Origin of the sequence: Bacillus spongiae (assembly GCF_037120725.1) — a bacterium.
GTDB classification, from domain to species: Bacteria; Bacillota; Bacilli; order Bacillales; family Bacillaceae_K; genus Bacillus_CI; species Bacillus_CI spongiae.
Genome location: NZ_JBBAXC010000016.1, coordinates 75,176 through 92,459, shown reverse-complemented (window position 1 = coordinate 92,459; position 17,284 = coordinate 75,176). Strand labels below are relative to the sequence as shown.

Sequence of the window (17,284 nt, the reverse complement as noted above, 5' to 3'; positions counted from 1 at the left end):
ATTGAGGTACATTGTAGGAAGTGTAAATCGTCATATACACATAAATTGTTGCATCAAAAAAAGCTCCATTAAGGAGCTTTTATGAGCGAATTGAAATCCCTTTTTGCAGTTCAGAATAGAACTGGTCAAATTGATCTAAGTTCATTTGCTGTGCTGAATCTGAAAGTGCTACAGCAGGGTCTGGATGTACTTCTGCCATTACCCCGTCAGCCCCGATTGCAATTGCGGCTTTCGCTGTTGGTAGTAATAAATCTCTACGACCTGTTGAATGAGTAACATCAACAAAAACTGGTAAATGTGTCTCTTGTTTTAAGATTGGAACTGCTGAAATATCAAGGGTATTACGTGTTGCTCTCTCATATGTTCTTATGCCTCGTTCACAAAGAATAATGTTTTCATTTCCTTGTGAAATAATATACTCAGCAGCATTAATGAATTCACTAATTGTTGCTGCTAAACCTCTCTTAAGTAATACTGGTTTATTCACAGCTCCTGCAGTTTTCAACAACTCGAAGTTTTGCATATTTCGAGCACCAATCTGAATGACATCAATGTAATCAATTGCTTTCTCAATATCAGCCGGATTAACAATTTCACTAACTACTGCTAAATCATATTCGTCTGCCACTTGTTTTAAAATTTTTAAACCATCTAAGCCTAGTCCTTGGAAATCATATGGAGAAGTACGTGGTTTAAACGCACCACCGCGAAGTAATTTTAATCCTTTTGACTTGACGGCCTCTGCGACAATTTTAACTTGTTCGTAGGATTCAACTGCACATGGACCGAAAATGAAGTGTGGCTGTCCATCACCAATTTTGTCTCCTTTAATATCAACAATCGTGTCTTCTGGCTTCTTCTTTCTAGATACAAGTAATGCTTTACGATGATCGTCTTGTTGTAATTCTAATCCAGCTTTAAAAATCTCCTTGAAAATATGTTCAATAGTTGAATTTTCAAATGGTCCATCATTATGATCGGTAATAAGGTCTAACATACCTCTTTCTCTAACAGGATCATATCGATTCATCCCTTGTTTTTCTTTAGCTTTCCCGATTTCTTGGACAATTGTCGCTCTTTCATTTATAAGCTCCAATAGTTTTAAGTTCATTTCATCGACTTGTTTTCTAAGTTGATCTAATTCTTGATTGCTCACTTTAAGCACCCTTTCCAAATTCATTTACACATTAACTGAAAAAACAACACTATACTTATTATCACATGATATAACCGGATATGATATTTTTCAATCCGACAATTTATGATACTTTTAAAATAGATGATAAAAAACATTATAATTCATATATAATCAAATGTCACGAAAAATTCTTTAATTATTAAACGCTTTTAAGCGTTAAAGTAAATTACTAATTATAAAAGTGGGGGACAACATGCAAACAGAGAAAAAGATCTTTGCGTTAGACATAGGGACGAGGTCGGTAGTTGGGATTATTTTAGAAGAAAAAGATAACTTTTTCAAGATTGTTGAAGTACTTTCTATTGAACATAAAGAACGCGCAATGGTAGATGGCCAAATACATGATGTTTTAGCAGTAAGTGAAACCATTATAAAAGTGAAACAACAATTGGAAAAAAGACATGGGCCTCTTACAAAAGTATGCGTAGCTGCTGCTGGTCGTGCATTAAAAACCCAATTGGCTCAATCATCCATTGATATACATGGAAAACCTTTAATGACGCAAGATGACATTCTCCATTTAGAACTAAGTGCAGTTCAACAGGCTCAAGCACTTGCTGCTGAAAAACAACAGGCAGAAAATAGTATTCACTACTATTGCGTTGGTTATTCTGTTCTTCATTTTAAATTAGATGATGAAGAAATTGGCAGCCTTGTTGATCAACAAGGTCATACCGCTACGGTCAAAATTATTGCCACTTTTTTACCAAAAATTGTCGTTGAATCATTGCTTTCTGCCCTCAAACGTTCAAACTTAGAAATGGAAGCTTTAACTCTTGAACCAATTGCGGCTATCAATGTGTTAATACCACCTTCGATGAGACGCTTAAATGTAGCTCTCATTGATATTGGAGCAGGTACGTCTGATATTGCTATAACGGAAGGGGGAACCATTACAGCCTACGGAATGGTCCCAACAGCTGGGGATGAAATTACAGAGGCAATTAGTGATGCCCTTTTACTAGATTTTCCTTCTGCCGAAATAACGAAGCGATCCGTTTCAGAAAATGACTCGATTGAGTATACCGATATTTTAGGCTATTCCTCAAAAATATCAAGAAATGAGTTAATAGCACAAATATCAAACTCCATACACCATTTAGCCCACACCATTGCAACGGAAATTACCCAATTAAATCAAGGTCGGCCCCCTAAAGCCGTTATGCTCGTTGGAGGAGGTAGTCAAACGCCTGAGTTAGCAAGCTATTTAGCAACTGCGCTTAATCTTCCAGAAAATCGTGTTGCTCTTAGAGGAATCAGTGCCATTGAACACATTGAATTCAATACTGAAGAAAAATACGGACCTGAGCTCGTTACACCGATTGGTATTGCCATTGCAGCAAAGAAGGCACCTGTTCAATATGTAACAGCCTATGTGAATAGTCAACCGGTTCGTTTATTTGAAGTTAAAACGCTGACGGTAGGAGATTGTCTATTAGCCACGGGCTTAAAAATTTCCAAATTATATGGTAAACCAGGGATGGCTATGATGATACAAATAAATGATCAAACGGTAACCATCCCTGGCCAATATGGTGAAGCACCCCTTATTTTAATTAATGGGGAACCTTGCTCATTCGATACGCCGATTTCAAATAATGATGAATTAACGATTAAAACAGGAAAAGATGGACTTTCAGCTAGCATTACGATTAGCGACTTAGTTGATTATTCATGCCCGAAAACTATATATATTAATGATAAACTGATTCAAATACCTGTCACTGTATTAAAAAATGGTGAAAAGGTTGAGAAAAACGAACCCGTAATCGATAGAGATAATATAACCATTATCGAACACTCTTCTTTAAGAGATTTAATCCAGAACAATCAAGAGTCTTGGCAAGTATCACTACACCAATTTCACATCATTCTTAATGGAAAAAAGACTTATTTCCCCATTTTCTCAAGCAAAGTAATGGCTAATGGACAAGAAGTAAAATCAAGCTATATTCCTAGCGAGGGAGATAAAATTAACTTCATTTCTCCAAAAGAAGTAACTTGGAAGGACATTTGTGAAAAAAAATATTTACCTAGAGACCAACATATCGTCATTACGTTTAATGGACAAGAAGTAAAATTATCAAAGAAACAAATCGTAGCCTATAGGAATGGAGAAGAATTAGAGGATCATTCAATCATTTGTTCAGGTGATTCCATTTCATACAAAACACTTGAAAACTCTAATTTTATCTTCCAAGATTTATTCAGGCATATTGAAGTGAATATGCCGAAAAATGCAGGGGGAAACTTTCATTTACTAAAAAACGGGGAAGCAACAACCTTTTACAACCAAATTCAAGCTGGTGATGCATTAGAAATTCACTGGCCTGATGCTATCCATTAACCTAAAGTAAGAAAGAGAGGGGATGATTTCCTCCCCTCTCTTTCTACACTAGAAACCTTTCACCAAATAACTTTATAATTTCATAAGTGCTTCTTTTGTAATTCGATTGTGAGAAGCATTCCAAATAGGCTCTCCTTTTTCAAATAAAAAAGCTTGTGGTGACTCATGTCGAATGCCAAACCTCTCGGCAATATAATTAGATAATGCTCTTGCTTCTTGCACTGCTAAATAATAACTTGGTTCATCTATTCCACTTGTAAACGTCTGATATTGATTGTAAGCATTGCCACTGATCGGACATGTTAAGCTGTGTTTGAAAAAGAAAAAACGACCTTCTTGTTCTAATAAGTTTTCAAATTCTTCAACACTCTGTACTTTTTGCATCGGTCACACTCCATCTTATGTTTTATTCACCATTTTTTCACTCTCTAGAATTTATTATTTAGTTGAAAGTGTAAATTTATAACGTTTAAATAACAAAGACGATGAATAAATTTCATCGCCTTGTCCTTCACCTATTCATTTAAGGACCTTCAAATTAAATAACGATATTCTTCTCAGTTTCTGTACTGTCTACCATTGATTCTGTATTAACTTCTTCAGTCAAATTAGGGGAGGATGAATTGTCTATTAATCGATTTTCTTCTCCAACTGGGGTATTATCTTCAGCATTGATTTTGGATTCTTCCGGAATTGAATCTTCCTTCATGTTTCTCATCTTTTTTACTTTCTCAACTAAATTAGATTCTTGAACAGTTTTTTTAATGATTGCTGTTCTCTCTTTTGCAGCAGCTGCTAAGTCATTCCCTTTCTCCACAGCCGAATCTTTTAAAACAGTTGTTTTTGCTTTAAGATTAGACGCTTGAGTATTCACATCATTTCGTAATTCTTTTCCGGCTTTAGGAGCTAAAAACAATGCTGTCGAGGCACCAACAATCGTTCCAACAAGTGCACCTATAAAGAAATCTTTCGCCTTTGCATTCTCTGAAGTAGCTACTGATTGATCTTTAGATTGAATGATCTCACCTTCTGGATTTGGAAGTTGGTTTTGATTTTCTACTGACATTTTATTCATCTCCCTATTTAAATTATTGATTTAACCGCTGAAAAATACGCCCCCGACGGGAAACCTCATCTTTTTCTTGGGAAGCAGGGGGGGCCTGATCCTGTGCTTGCTTTTCTGTTTTTCTTAATTTCCACTTCTCACGTAACTCCATAGCAACATTACTCCATTGAACAACCTGAGAAATTTTTTCACTATTGTTTTCAACTTGTTGAGTAACAGCATTTGTAACCTTACGAACGGATGAATTAAATTCCTGAATCGACTTACCTACATCTTTTGCAGCATCAACTACTGAGTTCAAATCATCTGATTTTTTTTGTATATCTTCAGCAAGTTGATTCGTCTTATGTAGTAGGTCTGTTGATTCTGTCGTAATCCCTCTCAACTGAACTTCAAATCCGTCCAGCGTTTTTGAAACACTTTTTAATGTTTCTTGAAGGGATGATAAGGTTTTAGCCAAATATATGACCAAAATTAAGAAAGCGACAGCGATAATCGCCACACTAACATATAAAATAATAATCAAAATTCCACCTCCTACTTATCAATACAGTACCCGTATATTGTAACATTAAAACTAATTATTCATTTCTCTATTAATACCATTTTTTCCTGCAGGTATTTTATTTTAAATATTACATTTTGATAACATCGACTCCTATTAAAGAACAAACATAACGAAAAGTACCACTTCTTCACAATATCAGGTACAATAAAAAAGCTATAGTATAAAGGAGGTTACATAAATGAAAGACCCAAGAATTAGCTTATTAGCAAAGAATCTAATTCAATATTCTATTCAATTACAACCAGGAGAAAAAGTATTAATTGAAAACTTCGGATTACAAAAGGAACTAGTTATCGCTTTAGTAAAAGAAGCATACTTAGCTGGAGGACATCCTTTCGTCTCATTAAAAGATTCCTCAATTGACAGAGCCTTGTTATTTGGAGCCACAAATGAACAATATGATATGATGGCGAGCTTTGAGTCAAATGTCATGGAGAACATGGATGCCTATATTGGATTACGCTCCGGTGATAATATTAATGAGCAAGCAGATGTACCGGCAAGTAAAATGAAAATTCATGGTGAAACCATTATGAAAAAAGTACATCGGGATATTCGCGTACCTAAAACAAAATGGGTAGTGCTTCGCTATCCAAATGCATCGATGGCACAGCTTGCAAACATGAGTACGGAAGCATTTGAAGATTTTTATTTCGATGTGTGTAATTTAGATTACGCTAAAATGGATAAGGCAATGGATGGATTAGTTCAATTAATGAATCGTACGGATAAGGTAAGAATTACAGGACCTGGAACAGAATTATCTTTCTCAATAAAAGATATTCCTGCTGTAAAATGTGCAGGTCATCTTAATATCCCCGATGGAGAGGTTTATACGGCACCTGTTAAAAATACTGTCAATGGAACCATTACTTATAACACACCATCGCCATATCATGGATTTACATTTGAAAATGTAAAATTAACGTTTAAAGACGGGAAAATTGTTGAAGCCTTAGCAAACGATACGGAGAGAATTAACTCAATTTTTGACACAGACGAAGGAGCTCGTTATGTAGGGGAATTCGCAATAGGAGTAAATCCATATATACTTCATCCAATGCAGGATATTTTATTTGACGAGAAGATAGATGGTAGCTTCCACTTTACTCCAGGACAGTGCTACGATGAGGCATTCAATGACAATCACTCAAACATTCACTGGGATTTAGTCAATATCCAGCGTCCTGATTACGGTGGTGGAGAAATCTATTTTGATGATGTGTTAATTAGAAAAGATGGAAGATTTGTGATTCCTGAATTAGAAGCTTTAAACCCTGAAAACTTAAAATAAGAAAAAGACTGGGGAATCCCAGTCTTTTTTCATTCTCTATCCTAATAGATTTCCTACTTGAGAAAATTAGCTTGTTTTCATCTTCCCGTTATACATATTTTCATATGCTTGCTGAAATTTTTGAACATCTCCTGCTCCCATAAAGATAATCACTCCATCTTCATGCTGAAGAAGTGCCGTCGTATCCTCTTCCTCTATAATCTCAGCATCATTAATCTTCCCTTTTAAATCTTCTATCGATAATTTCCCATGATTCTCCCTAGCAGAGCCAAAAATTTCACAAAGATACACTTTATCTGCTTGACTTAAGCTATCCGCAAAATCTGCTAAAAATGTTTGTGTTCTTGTGAAGGTATGTGGTTGAAAAACAATGACTACTTCACGATTTGGGTATTTTTGCTTCGCCGATTCAATCGTCGCATGAATTTCAGTTGGGTGATGGGCATAATCATCAATGATAATTTGGTTCCCTAGCTGCTTCTCTGTAAAACGTCGTTTTACTCCCTTGAAGCTCAATAATCGTTCCTGAACAGCTTCTTTATCGATATCTTCATAATGACAAAGTGCTATTACACTTAATGCATTAAGGATATTATGGTTACCATATGTGGGAATAGTAAAAGTAGCATAAGCATTATTCCGAACAAATACATCAAAGGTTGTTCCACTCTCATTGATGGTAATATTCCTTGCTTGAAAATCATTTACCTCTCCAAAACCATAAAAAATCACAGGAACTTTTGCTTGTATTTTTTGAAGGTGTTCATCGTCTCCACATGCAATAATCCCTTTATTAACTTGCATAGCCATTTCTTGAAATGCTGAATAAACATCATCAATATTAGCAAAATAATCAGGGTGATCAAAGTCAATATTCAACATAATGGCATAGTCAGGGAAATACGATAAGAAATGGCGGCGATATTCACATGCTTCAAAGCCAAAATATTGAGCATCTTCCACACCTTTTCCTGTCCCATCTCCAATTAAATAAGATGTAGGCTTAATCCCTTCCATCACATGAGCCAATAGTCCTGTTGTAGATGTCTTTCCATGAGCACCAGTAACAGCTATACTCGTAAAGCGATTCATAAATTCTCCTAAAAACTTATGATACCTTAATACAGGTAGGTTGAGCTCCTTTGCCCGCACAACTTCTTCATGAGTATCTGGAAATGCATTTCCAGCAATAACCGTCATTCCTTCATGAATGTTATCTTCATTAAAAGGTAGTATTTTAATACCAGACTCTTCTAAAGATTTTTGTGTGAAAAAATATTTATCATAATCTGAACCTTGAACTTGATAATTCATGTCATGCAAAATCTGGGCCAATGCACTCATACCAGAACCTTTAATACCTATGAAATGGTATACAGTCATAAATTGAACCTCCAACAATCGTCTATCTGTAAGCATTATATGAAAACAATGTAATTTTGTTTATCTTCAACAGACAGTCCGTTTCATATTCCACTATTATATCATTATTATAAAAGACTGACCATGATTGTACCAACTTCGTTTGTAAATTGTCATAAAACTCCCTAATACGTTATGATGTTTTTATATTTCTACTTTTTCTAATCGGGGATTTGGTCGATACTTTCTTCCTGCTTTGGCTTCGTCTTTTCCATTGATTAATACATTATCTCCTGTAAAACCTATTCCAATTTTCAACAAACTGCCACCTACTCCATATACATCAACAGGTACTTCATTTTTCTCAAAATCGGTAATTCTCTTTTCATTAAAACCACCAGAAACAACAATCTGAACATGTTGATACCCCTCTGCATCCAATGCTTTTCGTAAGGCAAAAATAAGCTCTGCATTGACTCCACGCGGGTCAAACGTCCCTAATACGTGTTGATTTCTTAAGAAATATTTATCTATTAATGTTCGTGATGTATCAACCCTTACGCCTTTTAGTTTGTTACCAAAAACTCTCGCTACTTTCAAAGAATCGGTAATCACGTCATTATTATAGTCTACGAGGGCAATTAAGTCATCCTCAGGAAATGTTGCTTGATACGCCTCTGTCGCTGACACAATATCACCATCAAATAGTTGAATTAGGGCATGAGGCATTGTTCCCATCCCTTTCTTCCCCCACCATTCATTCATTGCATGAGTGGCTTGTGCGGTTGATCCACCCATAAATGCCGCATAGCCGTCTCCCGCTTGTTGTGTATAGTGATCATCACGATCACCCATGAAAATGACTGGCTTTTGCCTTCCTGAGATCCCAGCAGCCTTTGTCACATTATACACGTTCGTCGCAACAGATGTACGTCTTGCTAAAATACCATCAATCATTCCTTCTAAGTAACCAAAATCCTGGTAATAACCTTTAATGGTCAAGACAGTTTCAAATGGAGAGATTTTATCACCATCTTTTAACGAATGAATTTCTAAATTACCTGGGTTGTCAGAGAAAGTATGCAGCAGTGCTATTACTTCATCTGTCCCGCACAGTACCGCATGCTCTTTTTGAAAGAATTGCATTGTTACCATTCGGTCAGGTTTAAATTTTTTCGCTATCTCTCTTGTCTTTAAGAAGTAAACAGCAGAAAACCAGCCTTCTTTCACTCGCTCATCAAATTTGAATGTTTGATTAGTCAATCTTTTGATTTCACCTTTTAGTTTTAATTCAATCTCTTTCATTCTCATAGATCTCCTTCTATTTCAAATCAACATCACATTACTGAATATGTTCTAACTCTTCAATAGAAACCAATACTTCCCTAGGCTTGCTACCTCTAGCCTCTGAAATGATTCCTTGTTCCTCCATTACTTCAACGAGTCGCGCTGCACGATTATACCCTATACGAAAACGTCTTTGAAGAAGAGAAGCAGAAGCACCACCTTGATTTATGACAAATTCACAGGCATCGTAATATAATTCATCTTCTTCGTCTTGAATATTTGCTTTCGCTAACAATTCCTCTTGTTGAAATAAATAATGAGGTTGTTGTTGAGAACGTACATGTTTCACGACTTCCTCAATTTCTTCATCTGACACAAACGTTCCTTGAAGACGAATTGATTTTGATGAGCCGTTTTCTAAAAAGAGCATATCTCCTTTTCCTAATAAACGTTCCGCACCACTTATGTCAATAATCGTCCTAGAGTCTACTTGAGAGGAAACGGAAAAAGCTACTCGTGTAGGAACATTAGCTTTAATTAATCCCGTAATGACATCGACGGATGGACGTTGAGTTGCAATAATCAAATGGATTCCACAAGCTCTAGCTTTTTGTGCTATGCGACAAATTGATTCTTCCACTTCACCTGGGGACATCATCATTAAATCAGCTAGCTCATCAATAATAATGACAATAAAAGGTAGTTTCATTTCTTTCTTCCCATTTTTAATTGCTAAATCATTATATCGGGAAATATCACGAACACCCGTGTGTGCGAATAATTCATATCTCCTTTCCATTTCCTCCACAGCCCACTTTAAAGAAGCTGTTGCAGCCTTCACATCCGTAATAACTGGACTTACAAGGTGAGGAATCTGGTTATATGGTGCAAGTTCAACCATTTTAGGATCAATTAATAATAGCTTTACTTCATCTGGTCTTGCTTTATATAAAAGGCTCACAATGATTGAATTGATGCATACGCTTTTTCCTGAACCGGTTGCACCTGCAATTAGCCCATGTGGCATTTTCTTTAAATCAGTTACAATAGGTTTCCCAGAAATATCAAGTCCTAATACTGTGACTAGGGGGGAAGTATGCTGTTTAAACTCATCACTTTCAATAATTTCACGGATAAACACAGGGCGGCTTTTTTCATTTGGTATTTCTATCCCAATAGTATGTTTCCCTGGAATCGGTGCTTCTAACCGAATGTCTTTAGCTGCTAAGCTTAATTTAATATCATCACTTAAGTTAGTAATTTTATTCACTTTAACACCCGGCTCAGGCTGTACTTCAAACCGGGTTACTGATGGTCCTTGTGTCACATTAACCACTGCTGCTTTTACATTGAAGTTGGTTAATGTTGTATTTAACCGTTCACTTTGTAAGAGTAACCATTGTTGATCCTCTTCTCGGCGTATCGATGGGCTAAGAACTGCTAGTGAAGGGTACTGATAACTATCTGTCCTTGGCGTTTCATCTATTTGATTATGGCTTGTTGTAGCCTTTTTTGATTCTATTTGTTTACTTACTGCATCAGCTTTTTTTTTGGCAGCAAGTCGCTCCCGATCTTGGTTTAACATAAACACATTAAATGGCACGTGGCGATTCATTTTTTTCTTTTGCACGCTTTCCACTTTTTCTTCTTTTCTCTGTTGAGAATGTAACGGCTTTGACGATACTTGATTATGTTGCGGTTCCTCTATACCATGATTAACTGAATCTGCTGACTTTTCCATAGAGGACACAGTGGAATCTTGTCTCAGCCCTTCCACCTGTGTGTCCAAGTTATTCGTTTCAGGAATAAGTTCCAAAGCATCAGCAGTCTCCCTTACCTCTGATCCATCCTCACTATAGGCTTCCTCTTTCTCTATTGATGACTGGTCTACCTCGGCATTTAAACCAATAGTAGGCTGTGTCTCTTGTACCCTATCTTCAGCTTGGCGCTCTAATGGTAACGGTACTCCCGTTTCTGATAGCGATTCCGTTTGAGCAGGTTCTGAAGAATAATCTAAACCAATAGCAGGCTGTGCCTCTTGTACTCTATCTTCAGCTTGGCGCTCTAATGGTAAAGATACTTCCGTTTCTGGTAGCGATTCCGTTTGAGCAGGTTCTGAAGAATAATCTAAACCAATAGTAGGCTGTGTCTCTTGTACTCTATCTTCAGCTTGGCGCTCTAATGGTAACGGTACTTCCGTTTCTGGTAGCGATTCCGTTTGAGCAGGTTCTGAAGAATAATCTAAACCAATAGTAGGCTGTGTCTCTTGTACTCTATCTTCAGCTTGTCGCTCTAATCGTAACGGTACTCCCGTTTCTGGTAGCGATTCCGTTTGAGCAGATTCTGAAGAATAATCTAAACCAATAGTAGGCTGTGTCTCTTGTACTCTATCTTCAGCTTGTCGCTCTAATGGTAACGGTACTCCCGTTTCTGGTAGCGATTCCGTTTGAGCAGATTCTGAAGAATCTAGCTCATAATATATTTCTTTTTGTTTTGTTGGTCTTTCTTTAAATCCATATATTGGACTTGGAATATGAGTAGGAGTAAACGGGCGTTTATACGTATGAGTTACTTCACGTTTTTCTTCTTCATATGTACTATCTTTTTTCTGTTTCTCCTGATGTTGATCTTGCACGTCAGATTGTATTTGGTCATTATTAGGTTTAGAACGTACTTTTTTTTGATCAGGGATTAGTGGAAATCGAAACTCTCCTTTTGGATATTGGTAACTCATTTTTGTCTCGATTTCATTTTTAACAGAAGATACTTGATCTTGATTTGCATCAACCTGTCCATATTTGAAATCAGATGTCATTTTCTCTTCTGCTTTTGAGAGTTGAAACATTCTTTTGATCCAATTCAACTTGATCACTCTTTCTATTAGAATCACTTTCATTGTATCAGTTTACAAGATAATTTCGAAAAAAATGATAGAAAAAGAGAAATATCAAAACGATTCTTCCCAAAAAACGAAAAAAAAGCGATAGCCAGTTCTTCTGTTAAAAAATGCGCTCACACTTGTGTCAGCTATATTAATTTTTTTCGAACCGGCCACTAAAACTATTCCTTCTCTTTTTTATTTTTTGCAAGTATAAATATCGGCTCTAATTCACTATCATCATAAACAAATGAAAGTGCGGTAATTGGGACAGGCCCCGTTGTAAAAAAGCTCATTGTCATTTGCGCCAAGATATCATATCCCGTTTCATTCCGTATATCACCTATAATTAGAACATCTTGATGAGGGACAGAAACGGTCATTTCTCCAACCACTTCCTTCTTCATTTTTCTCAAGAAATGCTCATTTAAAATACGGCTAGCATCATACCCGTCTTTTTTATTCAAAAAATAAAAAATATTTCCAGCCACCTCGTCTTTTTTTAATGCAGTGGGTAGCGAACGAAGGTTAAAATGGGCTACTTCACGTACTTTGTCCTTACTCCATTTTTCTTTTTCTAACCATTTCTCATCAATAAGTCGATAAGAAGACCCTAAATCTAGAGCATAATAAATACGCGTTTCTGCAGTATGATCATCACTTATTAAGGTTGACCCCTCAGAGGATTCTTTAGGAAACGATGTAGACCGAATAACAGGGTAAATACTACGTTCTTTTTTATTCAATGTAACATCTTTCCCCATTACCTTAAGTGCTTCCTCTACATAATAGGCAATTTCGTCAATCGCAACGTCTTTCTTTTCATTATATCGTCCAACAACTCCTGGTAAAGAAATCGAAATTCCTTTCCCAGTTTGTTCATTTTCAATGCGTAATGTATCTTTCTCTCGATCAAACGTAATTTTTCGATTTTCCTTATTGAGCCTTTCCTGTAATAGATTTTTCATTTTATTTGTATCCATTGTTTTCCTCCAATTTTCACATCGTCAGCACTTAAGTTTCATTGTACAACAAAAGAAGGGACATCCCAAAGCCATAGCAATGACCACCTACATCGGATTTCCCTTCTTCGCTTATTATGTTTATATCGATTGTTCTTTTTATGAGCTCAAACAGATCATTCTCGCTCCAAGATTCAAACTATTATTTCTAAAAGAAAGACCACTGTGCAATTAACTATTGTCCATTGCTTTTGAATCACTCAAAACTATTTATAAGCCAATTAAAAAGTCTACAATTTGCTCTTTTGTTTTTCGATTTTTGCTCACGAAGCGCCCAAGTTCTTTTCCGTCATGAAACGCAACAAAACTTGGTATCCCAAAGATATCCATTTCAACACACAAGTCGATAAATTTGTCACGATCTACATAAATAAATGTATATTGTTCAAATTCCCCTTCAATTTCTGGAAGTATAGGATCGATTACTCGACAATCCGGGCACCAATCAGCAGAGAACATAAACACATGTTTTCCAGACTCCTTCAAGGTCTTAAACTCTTCTATTGTTTTTAAGTGTCTCATTTATTTTCCTCCTGTTTCAATTTTCATCTGACCAAATTTAATCCAGCCAGCTTTTCTCATATACTCTGATATTAACAGGGATATTAATGCTGGTCCAATAAAGTGCAACAATAGAACTTGTATTAGTACGTCGGTCGTAAACCCCATTGTTTTTAACGTCATTATTTGACCGACAAAGCCACTTGTCCCCATTCCCGCTCCTGCAGCAATGTTATCCATTTTCCAAATGGTTGTTCCAATTGGTGCTAAAACCATACCGGCTACTGTAGGAGGAATTAGTATGAGGGGATTTCGAACAATGTTAGATACTTGTAACATAGAAGTACCTATTCCTTGTGCAAGTAAACCACCCATTTTATTTTCTCGATATGAAATTACCGCAAAGCCGACCATCTGGGCAGCACAACCAATCGTTGCAGCCCCTGCAGCGATACCATTCAAATCTAACATTAAGGCAATGGCCACACTTGAGATGGGAGCCGTTAAAGCAAGTCCCATCAAAGCAGCTACAAAAATACCCATCGTAATTGGACGTTGCTCTGTCGCCCATTCAATCCAACTTCCAAATAACGTCATAAATTCTGCAATCCATGGACCAATTAACGCTGCTACTGAATACCCTACTAATATTGTGACAAAAGGAGTAATAATAATATCTATTTTGGTTGTTTTGCTAAACAGTTTACCAACTTCTGTTGACAGGACTGCTGCTACATATGCTCCAGCTGGCCCTCCAAGAGCTGCTCCTGCAGCACCTGTCACCACAGCAGCAAACATAACTAGTGGCGGTGCTCCTAGTCCATAAGCAATAGCTGCACCAATTGCAGGGCCTAAAAGACTCATGGCTAGTTCTCCCATTTCAATAAAGAATTGGCTAAAAGGAAGTATCCCTTGTATTTGTTCACCAATCGTCTTCATAATTAATCCAATAATTAAAGAACCAAACAGGCCTAGTGCCATATAGCTTAATGCATCGATAAAATAGGTTTGAAAAGAAAGATTAATACCCTTTTTTTGTAAGTAACTTTTCATTATTCCCTCCACAATCTCGTAAATCCATCACGATTAAAAAGACAAGTATGTTAGGATATTTTATTTCTTGAATTCAATAGATGAAACCATCTTCATCATTAATTCTGCTGTCTTCGGCAAATCCGACATTGAGGTGATTGTCGTGATTTTAGAGCCGCCAATCCCAACGATGACCTGAACATTTTCATGACTTTCTTCACTGACAAGAAAATAACCAAAACGTTCTTTTCCTTCATACACCTCTTCAATGAGAAAATCCGATTGCCCTTCTTTCGACAGCTCGTACAATAAAGTACTTTCCTCATCTTCATTTCGATTGTAAAACATTATATACGTATTTGACCCCTTTTCAAGGATAAGATTATTTTGTGTTTCTTCTACTACTTTCATTCTGAATGGGGTATAAAAAGATAGACCTTCTGCCTTTTCGTTTCTTTTTTTAGTAGGTTCTTCAAAAGATAATTCCACCTTTTGTTTTGCATCTTCTATATTTTCTTCTTCTGTTGCACTACATGCTGACAAGAATAGAATCAATACCATCATTACAATAGCTATTTTTTTGTTATACATAATCATCCTCCTGAGTAATATAGGACTAATTCTATATTACCTTTTGACTAGATGATTGACAACTCTGTCAAAAAGCAACTATGTTACAATAAAAGCAGATGAAAATAAGGAGGAAATACCTTGAATATAACTGTATATTTAGCTGGAGAAATCCATAGTACATGGAGAGAAGAAGTAAAGACTAAATCCGCTTCATTATCTCTTCCCCTCACTTTTGTAGGACCAATGGAAAATCACGAACGCTCCGATTCAATCGGAGAGGAAATACTAGGGACACAACCAAACAATTTAATCAAAGATGATATTGCTTCTAGTATTAACAACTTTCGTACTCAAGTATTAATGGAAAAATCAGATATCGTAATTGCCTTGTTTGGTGAAAAATACAAGCAATGGAATAGTGCTATGGATGCTGCGACGGCCTTAGCTTTAGGAAAACCTCTTATCCTTATACGACCTGAAAACTTGCACCATCCATTAAAGGAGCTGTCTCGGAAAGCTAATGTCACTGTTGAAACAGTCGACCAAGCCTTACAAGTCGTTTCTTATGTCTTTGACAAGAAGTAAACCTTAGGAAAAAAGCTTGAAAGAAAATTCTCTCAAGCTTTTTTATATAATTGCCTTCCCATTTCACCGTGAAGGCTCACAGAATAGTTTTACTAGACTATTTCTAAAACGAACGAAAAAATATAGAAACAAGGTATTTGTCATCTACATCTGTGAATGTAATAGCTACTATTTTATGTTTCTCCCAAATAGCCGAGGAGGATGCTTCATTTAAATACGAACTTCCATAGGGTTGCTGCTGTAGAACCTTTCACATTTCTAGTTAAGAAATGAAAAAGATTTACAAGGTATTATTGATAAAACTTTTTCTAAAGAACGCATTACTTACCTATACAAAGTAATTCATAGCAAAGAAATTTGTCTTTATTTCTTACTTGTTTTACACTTTCTGTAGCCTAGCAGCCTTAATAATCATATCAATAGTTTTGTCCGTTAATTCCAAGTGAACTACCTTCGTATCTTTAATCAACTCTTGAGTATTCCTGTCTTCAAAAGTAATATCTCTTGATAGATACGTTTTAAATACTTCTATAAGACCGTTCAATTTAACTTCTTCTGCATCCAACTCTACTAATTGCGAATCTTCCACAACGTCTAAATTACTGAATTGCAAGGTCGTTTTTAACATATCTAGAAGACGACTATTTAGAGGTGGATTAGGATTGGTGATATGATAAATTTGATTTTTTCGAGCTTTTTCAGGAGCTAAGCTTAAAATATCCGCAACATAATCTACCGGTACCAAGTTCGATGTACCATTTTGTTCTGCTATTAATCGATACGTTCGAGCTTCTCTTTGTCGTCTAGCCACTTTTCGTTTAAACACATCTAAAGCTCTCATAAAGCCGTACAATGTGAATTGTGAATCTGCTTCACCATTTTTAGAATCTCCGACGATAATAGCTGGTCGGAAAATCGACACATCCATTTTTTCTTGATAAGAAAACACTAAATGCTCAGCTTTTGCTTTACTTTCCTCATATGGGTTATTGAATTCATTATCCATCTGATATAACTTTTCAACGCCCATTGAAGACTTTCCAACCGTATAAGCTGTACTGACATAATAAAATTTCCTTACCTTTAAACGCTCAGCTAATTCAAGAATGTTCTTCGTTCCATCGTAGTTAATAGTAAACAATTCTTCTCTCAGGTCCAAATCAAATTTTACAAGGGCAGCTAAGTGATAAATTCCATCGATTTTTCCCGTTAAACTCTCAATTTCCTCATGACTTAGTCCCGCATTTGGAAGAGTGACATCCCCTTTAAGAATATGAATTTTTGATTGTAATTCATGTTCAAATGACGCTCTTAATTTCTCTGCCTTCTCACGATTTCTAACTAAAATAAACACTTGATCTATCTTATTTTGCAAAAGGTTTTTGATCAATTTTCCACCTAGAAAACCTGTAGATCCTGTTAAGAAAAGATTCATCTTGTTCACTCCTGTTGTCATTTCAAAAAACTTATTTATCTACTATCATAGCACACTGTCATTAATTCTTATATTTAAAAAGTAATCAAATAAAAGAGGGAGGCTTCTATTAAGAGCCTCCCTCTTACTTATATAT

15 protein-coding genes are annotated in these 17,284 nt (G+C 36.1%); 3 read left to right on the top strand and 12 right to left on the bottom strand.

Going from position 1 to position 17,284, the window contains the following annotated elements; translation table 11 throughout:
* Window positions 1-79: 79 nt before the first annotated feature.
* Complete coding sequence (locus WAK64_RS17480; RefSeq protein ID WP_336588285.1) at window positions 80-1,156, bottom strand: bifunctional 3-deoxy-7-phosphoheptulonate synthase/chorismate mutase; 1,077 nt, start codon at window positions 1,154-1,156, stop codon at window positions 80-82.
* A 235-nt stretch (window positions 1,157-1,391) separates the two neighbouring features.
* Here WAK64_RS17480 and WAK64_RS17475 point away from each other — a divergent pair, with 235 nt between their 5' ends.
* Window positions 1,392-3,545: a cell division protein FtsA gene (locus WAK64_RS17475; protein ID WP_336588284.1), complete on the top strand. Its 2,154-nt coding sequence runs from the start codon at window positions 1,392-1,394 to the stop codon at window positions 3,543-3,545.
* A gap of 72 nt (window positions 3,546-3,617) precedes the next feature.
* Here the strand turns inward: WAK64_RS17475 and ytxJ are convergent, their stop codons facing one another.
* The 3 genes from ytxJ to WAK64_RS17460 all read right to left on the bottom strand — a co-directional run bounded on the left by ytxJ (window position 3,618) and on the right by WAK64_RS17460 (window position 5,137).
* On the bottom strand, window positions 3,618-3,929 hold the full coding sequence (gene ytxJ / locus WAK64_RS17470) for a bacillithiol system redox-active protein YtxJ (protein WP_336588283.1): 312 nt from the start codon (window positions 3,927-3,929) through the stop codon (window positions 3,618-3,620).
* 154 nt (window positions 3,930-4,083) lie between these two features.
* On the bottom strand, window positions 4,084-4,611 hold the full coding sequence (locus WAK64_RS17465) for a YtxH domain-containing protein (RefSeq protein WP_336588282.1): 528 nt from the start codon (window positions 4,609-4,611) through the stop codon (window positions 4,084-4,086).
* A 22-nt stretch (window positions 4,612-4,633) separates the two neighbouring features.
* Window positions 4,634-5,137 (bottom strand): DUF948 domain-containing protein, encoded by a 504-nt coding sequence (locus WAK64_RS17460; RefSeq protein ID WP_336588281.1) that lies wholly within the window; start codon window positions 5,135-5,137, stop codon window positions 4,634-4,636.
* A 220-nt stretch (window positions 5,138-5,357) separates the two neighbouring features.
* Here WAK64_RS17460 and WAK64_RS17455 point away from each other — a divergent pair, with 220 nt between their 5' ends.
* Window positions 5,358-6,473: an aminopeptidase gene (locus WAK64_RS17455; RefSeq protein WP_336588280.1), complete on the top strand. Its 1,116-nt coding sequence runs from the start codon at window positions 5,358-5,360 to the stop codon at window positions 6,471-6,473.
* A gap of 66 nt (window positions 6,474-6,539) precedes the next feature.
* On the opposite strand, the gene murC is transcribed toward WAK64_RS17455, so the two are convergent.
* The 7 genes from murC to WAK64_RS17420 form a co-directional block, all read right to left on the bottom strand.
* Window positions 6,540-7,856, bottom strand: a complete 1,317-nt coding sequence (gene murC / locus WAK64_RS17450; protein ID WP_336588279.1) for a UDP-N-acetylmuramate--L-alanine ligase — start codon at window positions 7,854-7,856, stop codon at window positions 6,540-6,542.
* A 183-nt stretch (window positions 7,857-8,039) separates the two neighbouring features.
* Window positions 8,040-9,140: a nicotinate phosphoribosyltransferase gene (locus tag WAK64_RS17445; protein ID WP_336588278.1), complete on the bottom strand. Its 1,101-nt coding sequence runs from the start codon at window positions 9,138-9,140 to the stop codon at window positions 8,040-8,042.
* 37 nt (window positions 9,141-9,177) lie between these two features.
* The gene (locus WAK64_RS17440) at window positions 9,178-11,985 is read right to left on the bottom strand and encodes a DNA translocase FtsK (RefSeq protein ID WP_419465966.1); all 2,808 of its coding nucleotides are present in this window, start codon (window positions 11,983-11,985) and stop codon (window positions 9,178-9,180) included.
* 197 nt (window positions 11,986-12,182) lie between these two features.
* Window positions 12,183-12,983, bottom strand: a complete 801-nt coding sequence (locus WAK64_RS17435) for a DUF1444 domain-containing protein (RefSeq protein ID WP_336588277.1) — start codon at window positions 12,981-12,983, stop codon at window positions 12,183-12,185.
* 249 nt (window positions 12,984-13,232) lie between these two features.
* On the bottom strand, window positions 13,233-13,544 hold the full coding sequence (locus WAK64_RS17430) for a thioredoxin family protein (RefSeq protein ID WP_336588276.1): 312 nt from the start codon (window positions 13,542-13,544) through the stop codon (window positions 13,233-13,235).
* Window positions 13,545-14,576 (bottom strand): PTS sugar transporter subunit IIC, encoded by a 1,032-nt coding sequence (locus WAK64_RS17425; RefSeq protein ID WP_336588275.1) that lies wholly within the window; start codon window positions 14,574-14,576, stop codon window positions 13,545-13,547. It lies immediately after the preceding gene.
* A gap of 60 nt (window positions 14,577-14,636) precedes the next feature.
* Window positions 14,637-15,146 (bottom strand): hypothetical protein, encoded by a 510-nt coding sequence (locus WAK64_RS17420; protein WP_336588274.1) that lies wholly within the window; start codon window positions 15,144-15,146, stop codon window positions 14,637-14,639.
* A 120-nt stretch (window positions 15,147-15,266) separates the two neighbouring features.
* On the opposite strand from WAK64_RS17420, the gene WAK64_RS17415 reads away from it, so the two are divergent.
* Complete coding sequence (locus WAK64_RS17415; RefSeq protein WP_336588273.1) at window positions 15,267-15,713, top strand: YtoQ family protein; 447 nt, start codon at window positions 15,267-15,269, stop codon at window positions 15,711-15,713.
* A 379-nt stretch (window positions 15,714-16,092) separates the two neighbouring features.
* On the opposite strand, the gene WAK64_RS17410 is transcribed toward WAK64_RS17415, so the two are convergent.
* Complete coding sequence (locus tag WAK64_RS17410; RefSeq protein WP_336588272.1) at window positions 16,093-17,148, bottom strand: SDR family oxidoreductase; 1,056 nt, start codon at window positions 17,146-17,148, stop codon at window positions 16,093-16,095.
* Window positions 17,149-17,284 lie beyond the last annotated feature (136 nt).

Coding starts and splice junctions, on each gene's coding strand:
- WAK64_RS17475 (WP_336588284.1), top strand. CDS start 1,392: ATGCAAACAGAGAAAAAGATCTTTGCGTTAGACATAGGGACGAGGTCG.
- ytxJ (WP_336588283.1), bottom strand. CDS start 3,929: ATGCAAAAAGTACAGAGTGTTGAAGAATTTGAAAACTTATTAGAACAA.
- WAK64_RS17465 (WP_336588282.1), bottom strand. CDS start 4,611: ATGTCAGTAGAAAATCAAAACCAACTTCCAAATCCAGAAGGTGAGATC.
- WAK64_RS17455 (WP_336588280.1), top strand. CDS start 5,358: ATGAAAGACCCAAGAATTAGCTTATTAGCAAAGAATCTAATTCAATAT.
- murC (WP_336588279.1), bottom strand. CDS start 7,856: ATGACTGTATACCATTTCATAGGTATTAAAGGTTCTGGTATGAGTGCA.
- WAK64_RS17445 (WP_336588278.1), bottom strand. CDS start 9,140: ATGAAAGAGATTGAATTAAAACTAAAAGGTGAAATCAAAAGATTGACT.
- WAK64_RS17435 (WP_336588277.1), bottom strand. CDS start 12,983: ATGGATACAAATAAAATGAAAAATCTATTACAGGAAAGGCTCAATAAG.
- WAK64_RS17430 (WP_336588276.1), bottom strand. CDS start 13,544: ATGAGACACTTAAAAACAATAGAAGAGTTTAAGACCTTGAAGGAGTCT.
- WAK64_RS17425 (WP_336588275.1), bottom strand. CDS start 14,576: ATGAAAAGTTACTTACAAAAAAAGGGTATTAATCTTTCTTTTCAAACC.
- WAK64_RS17420 (WP_336588274.1), bottom strand. CDS start 15,146: ATGTATAACAAAAAAATAGCTATTGTAATGATGGTATTGATTCTATTC.
- WAK64_RS17410 (WP_336588272.1), bottom strand. CDS start 17,148: ATGAATCTTTTCTTAACAGGATCTACAGGTTTTCTAGGTGGAAAATTG.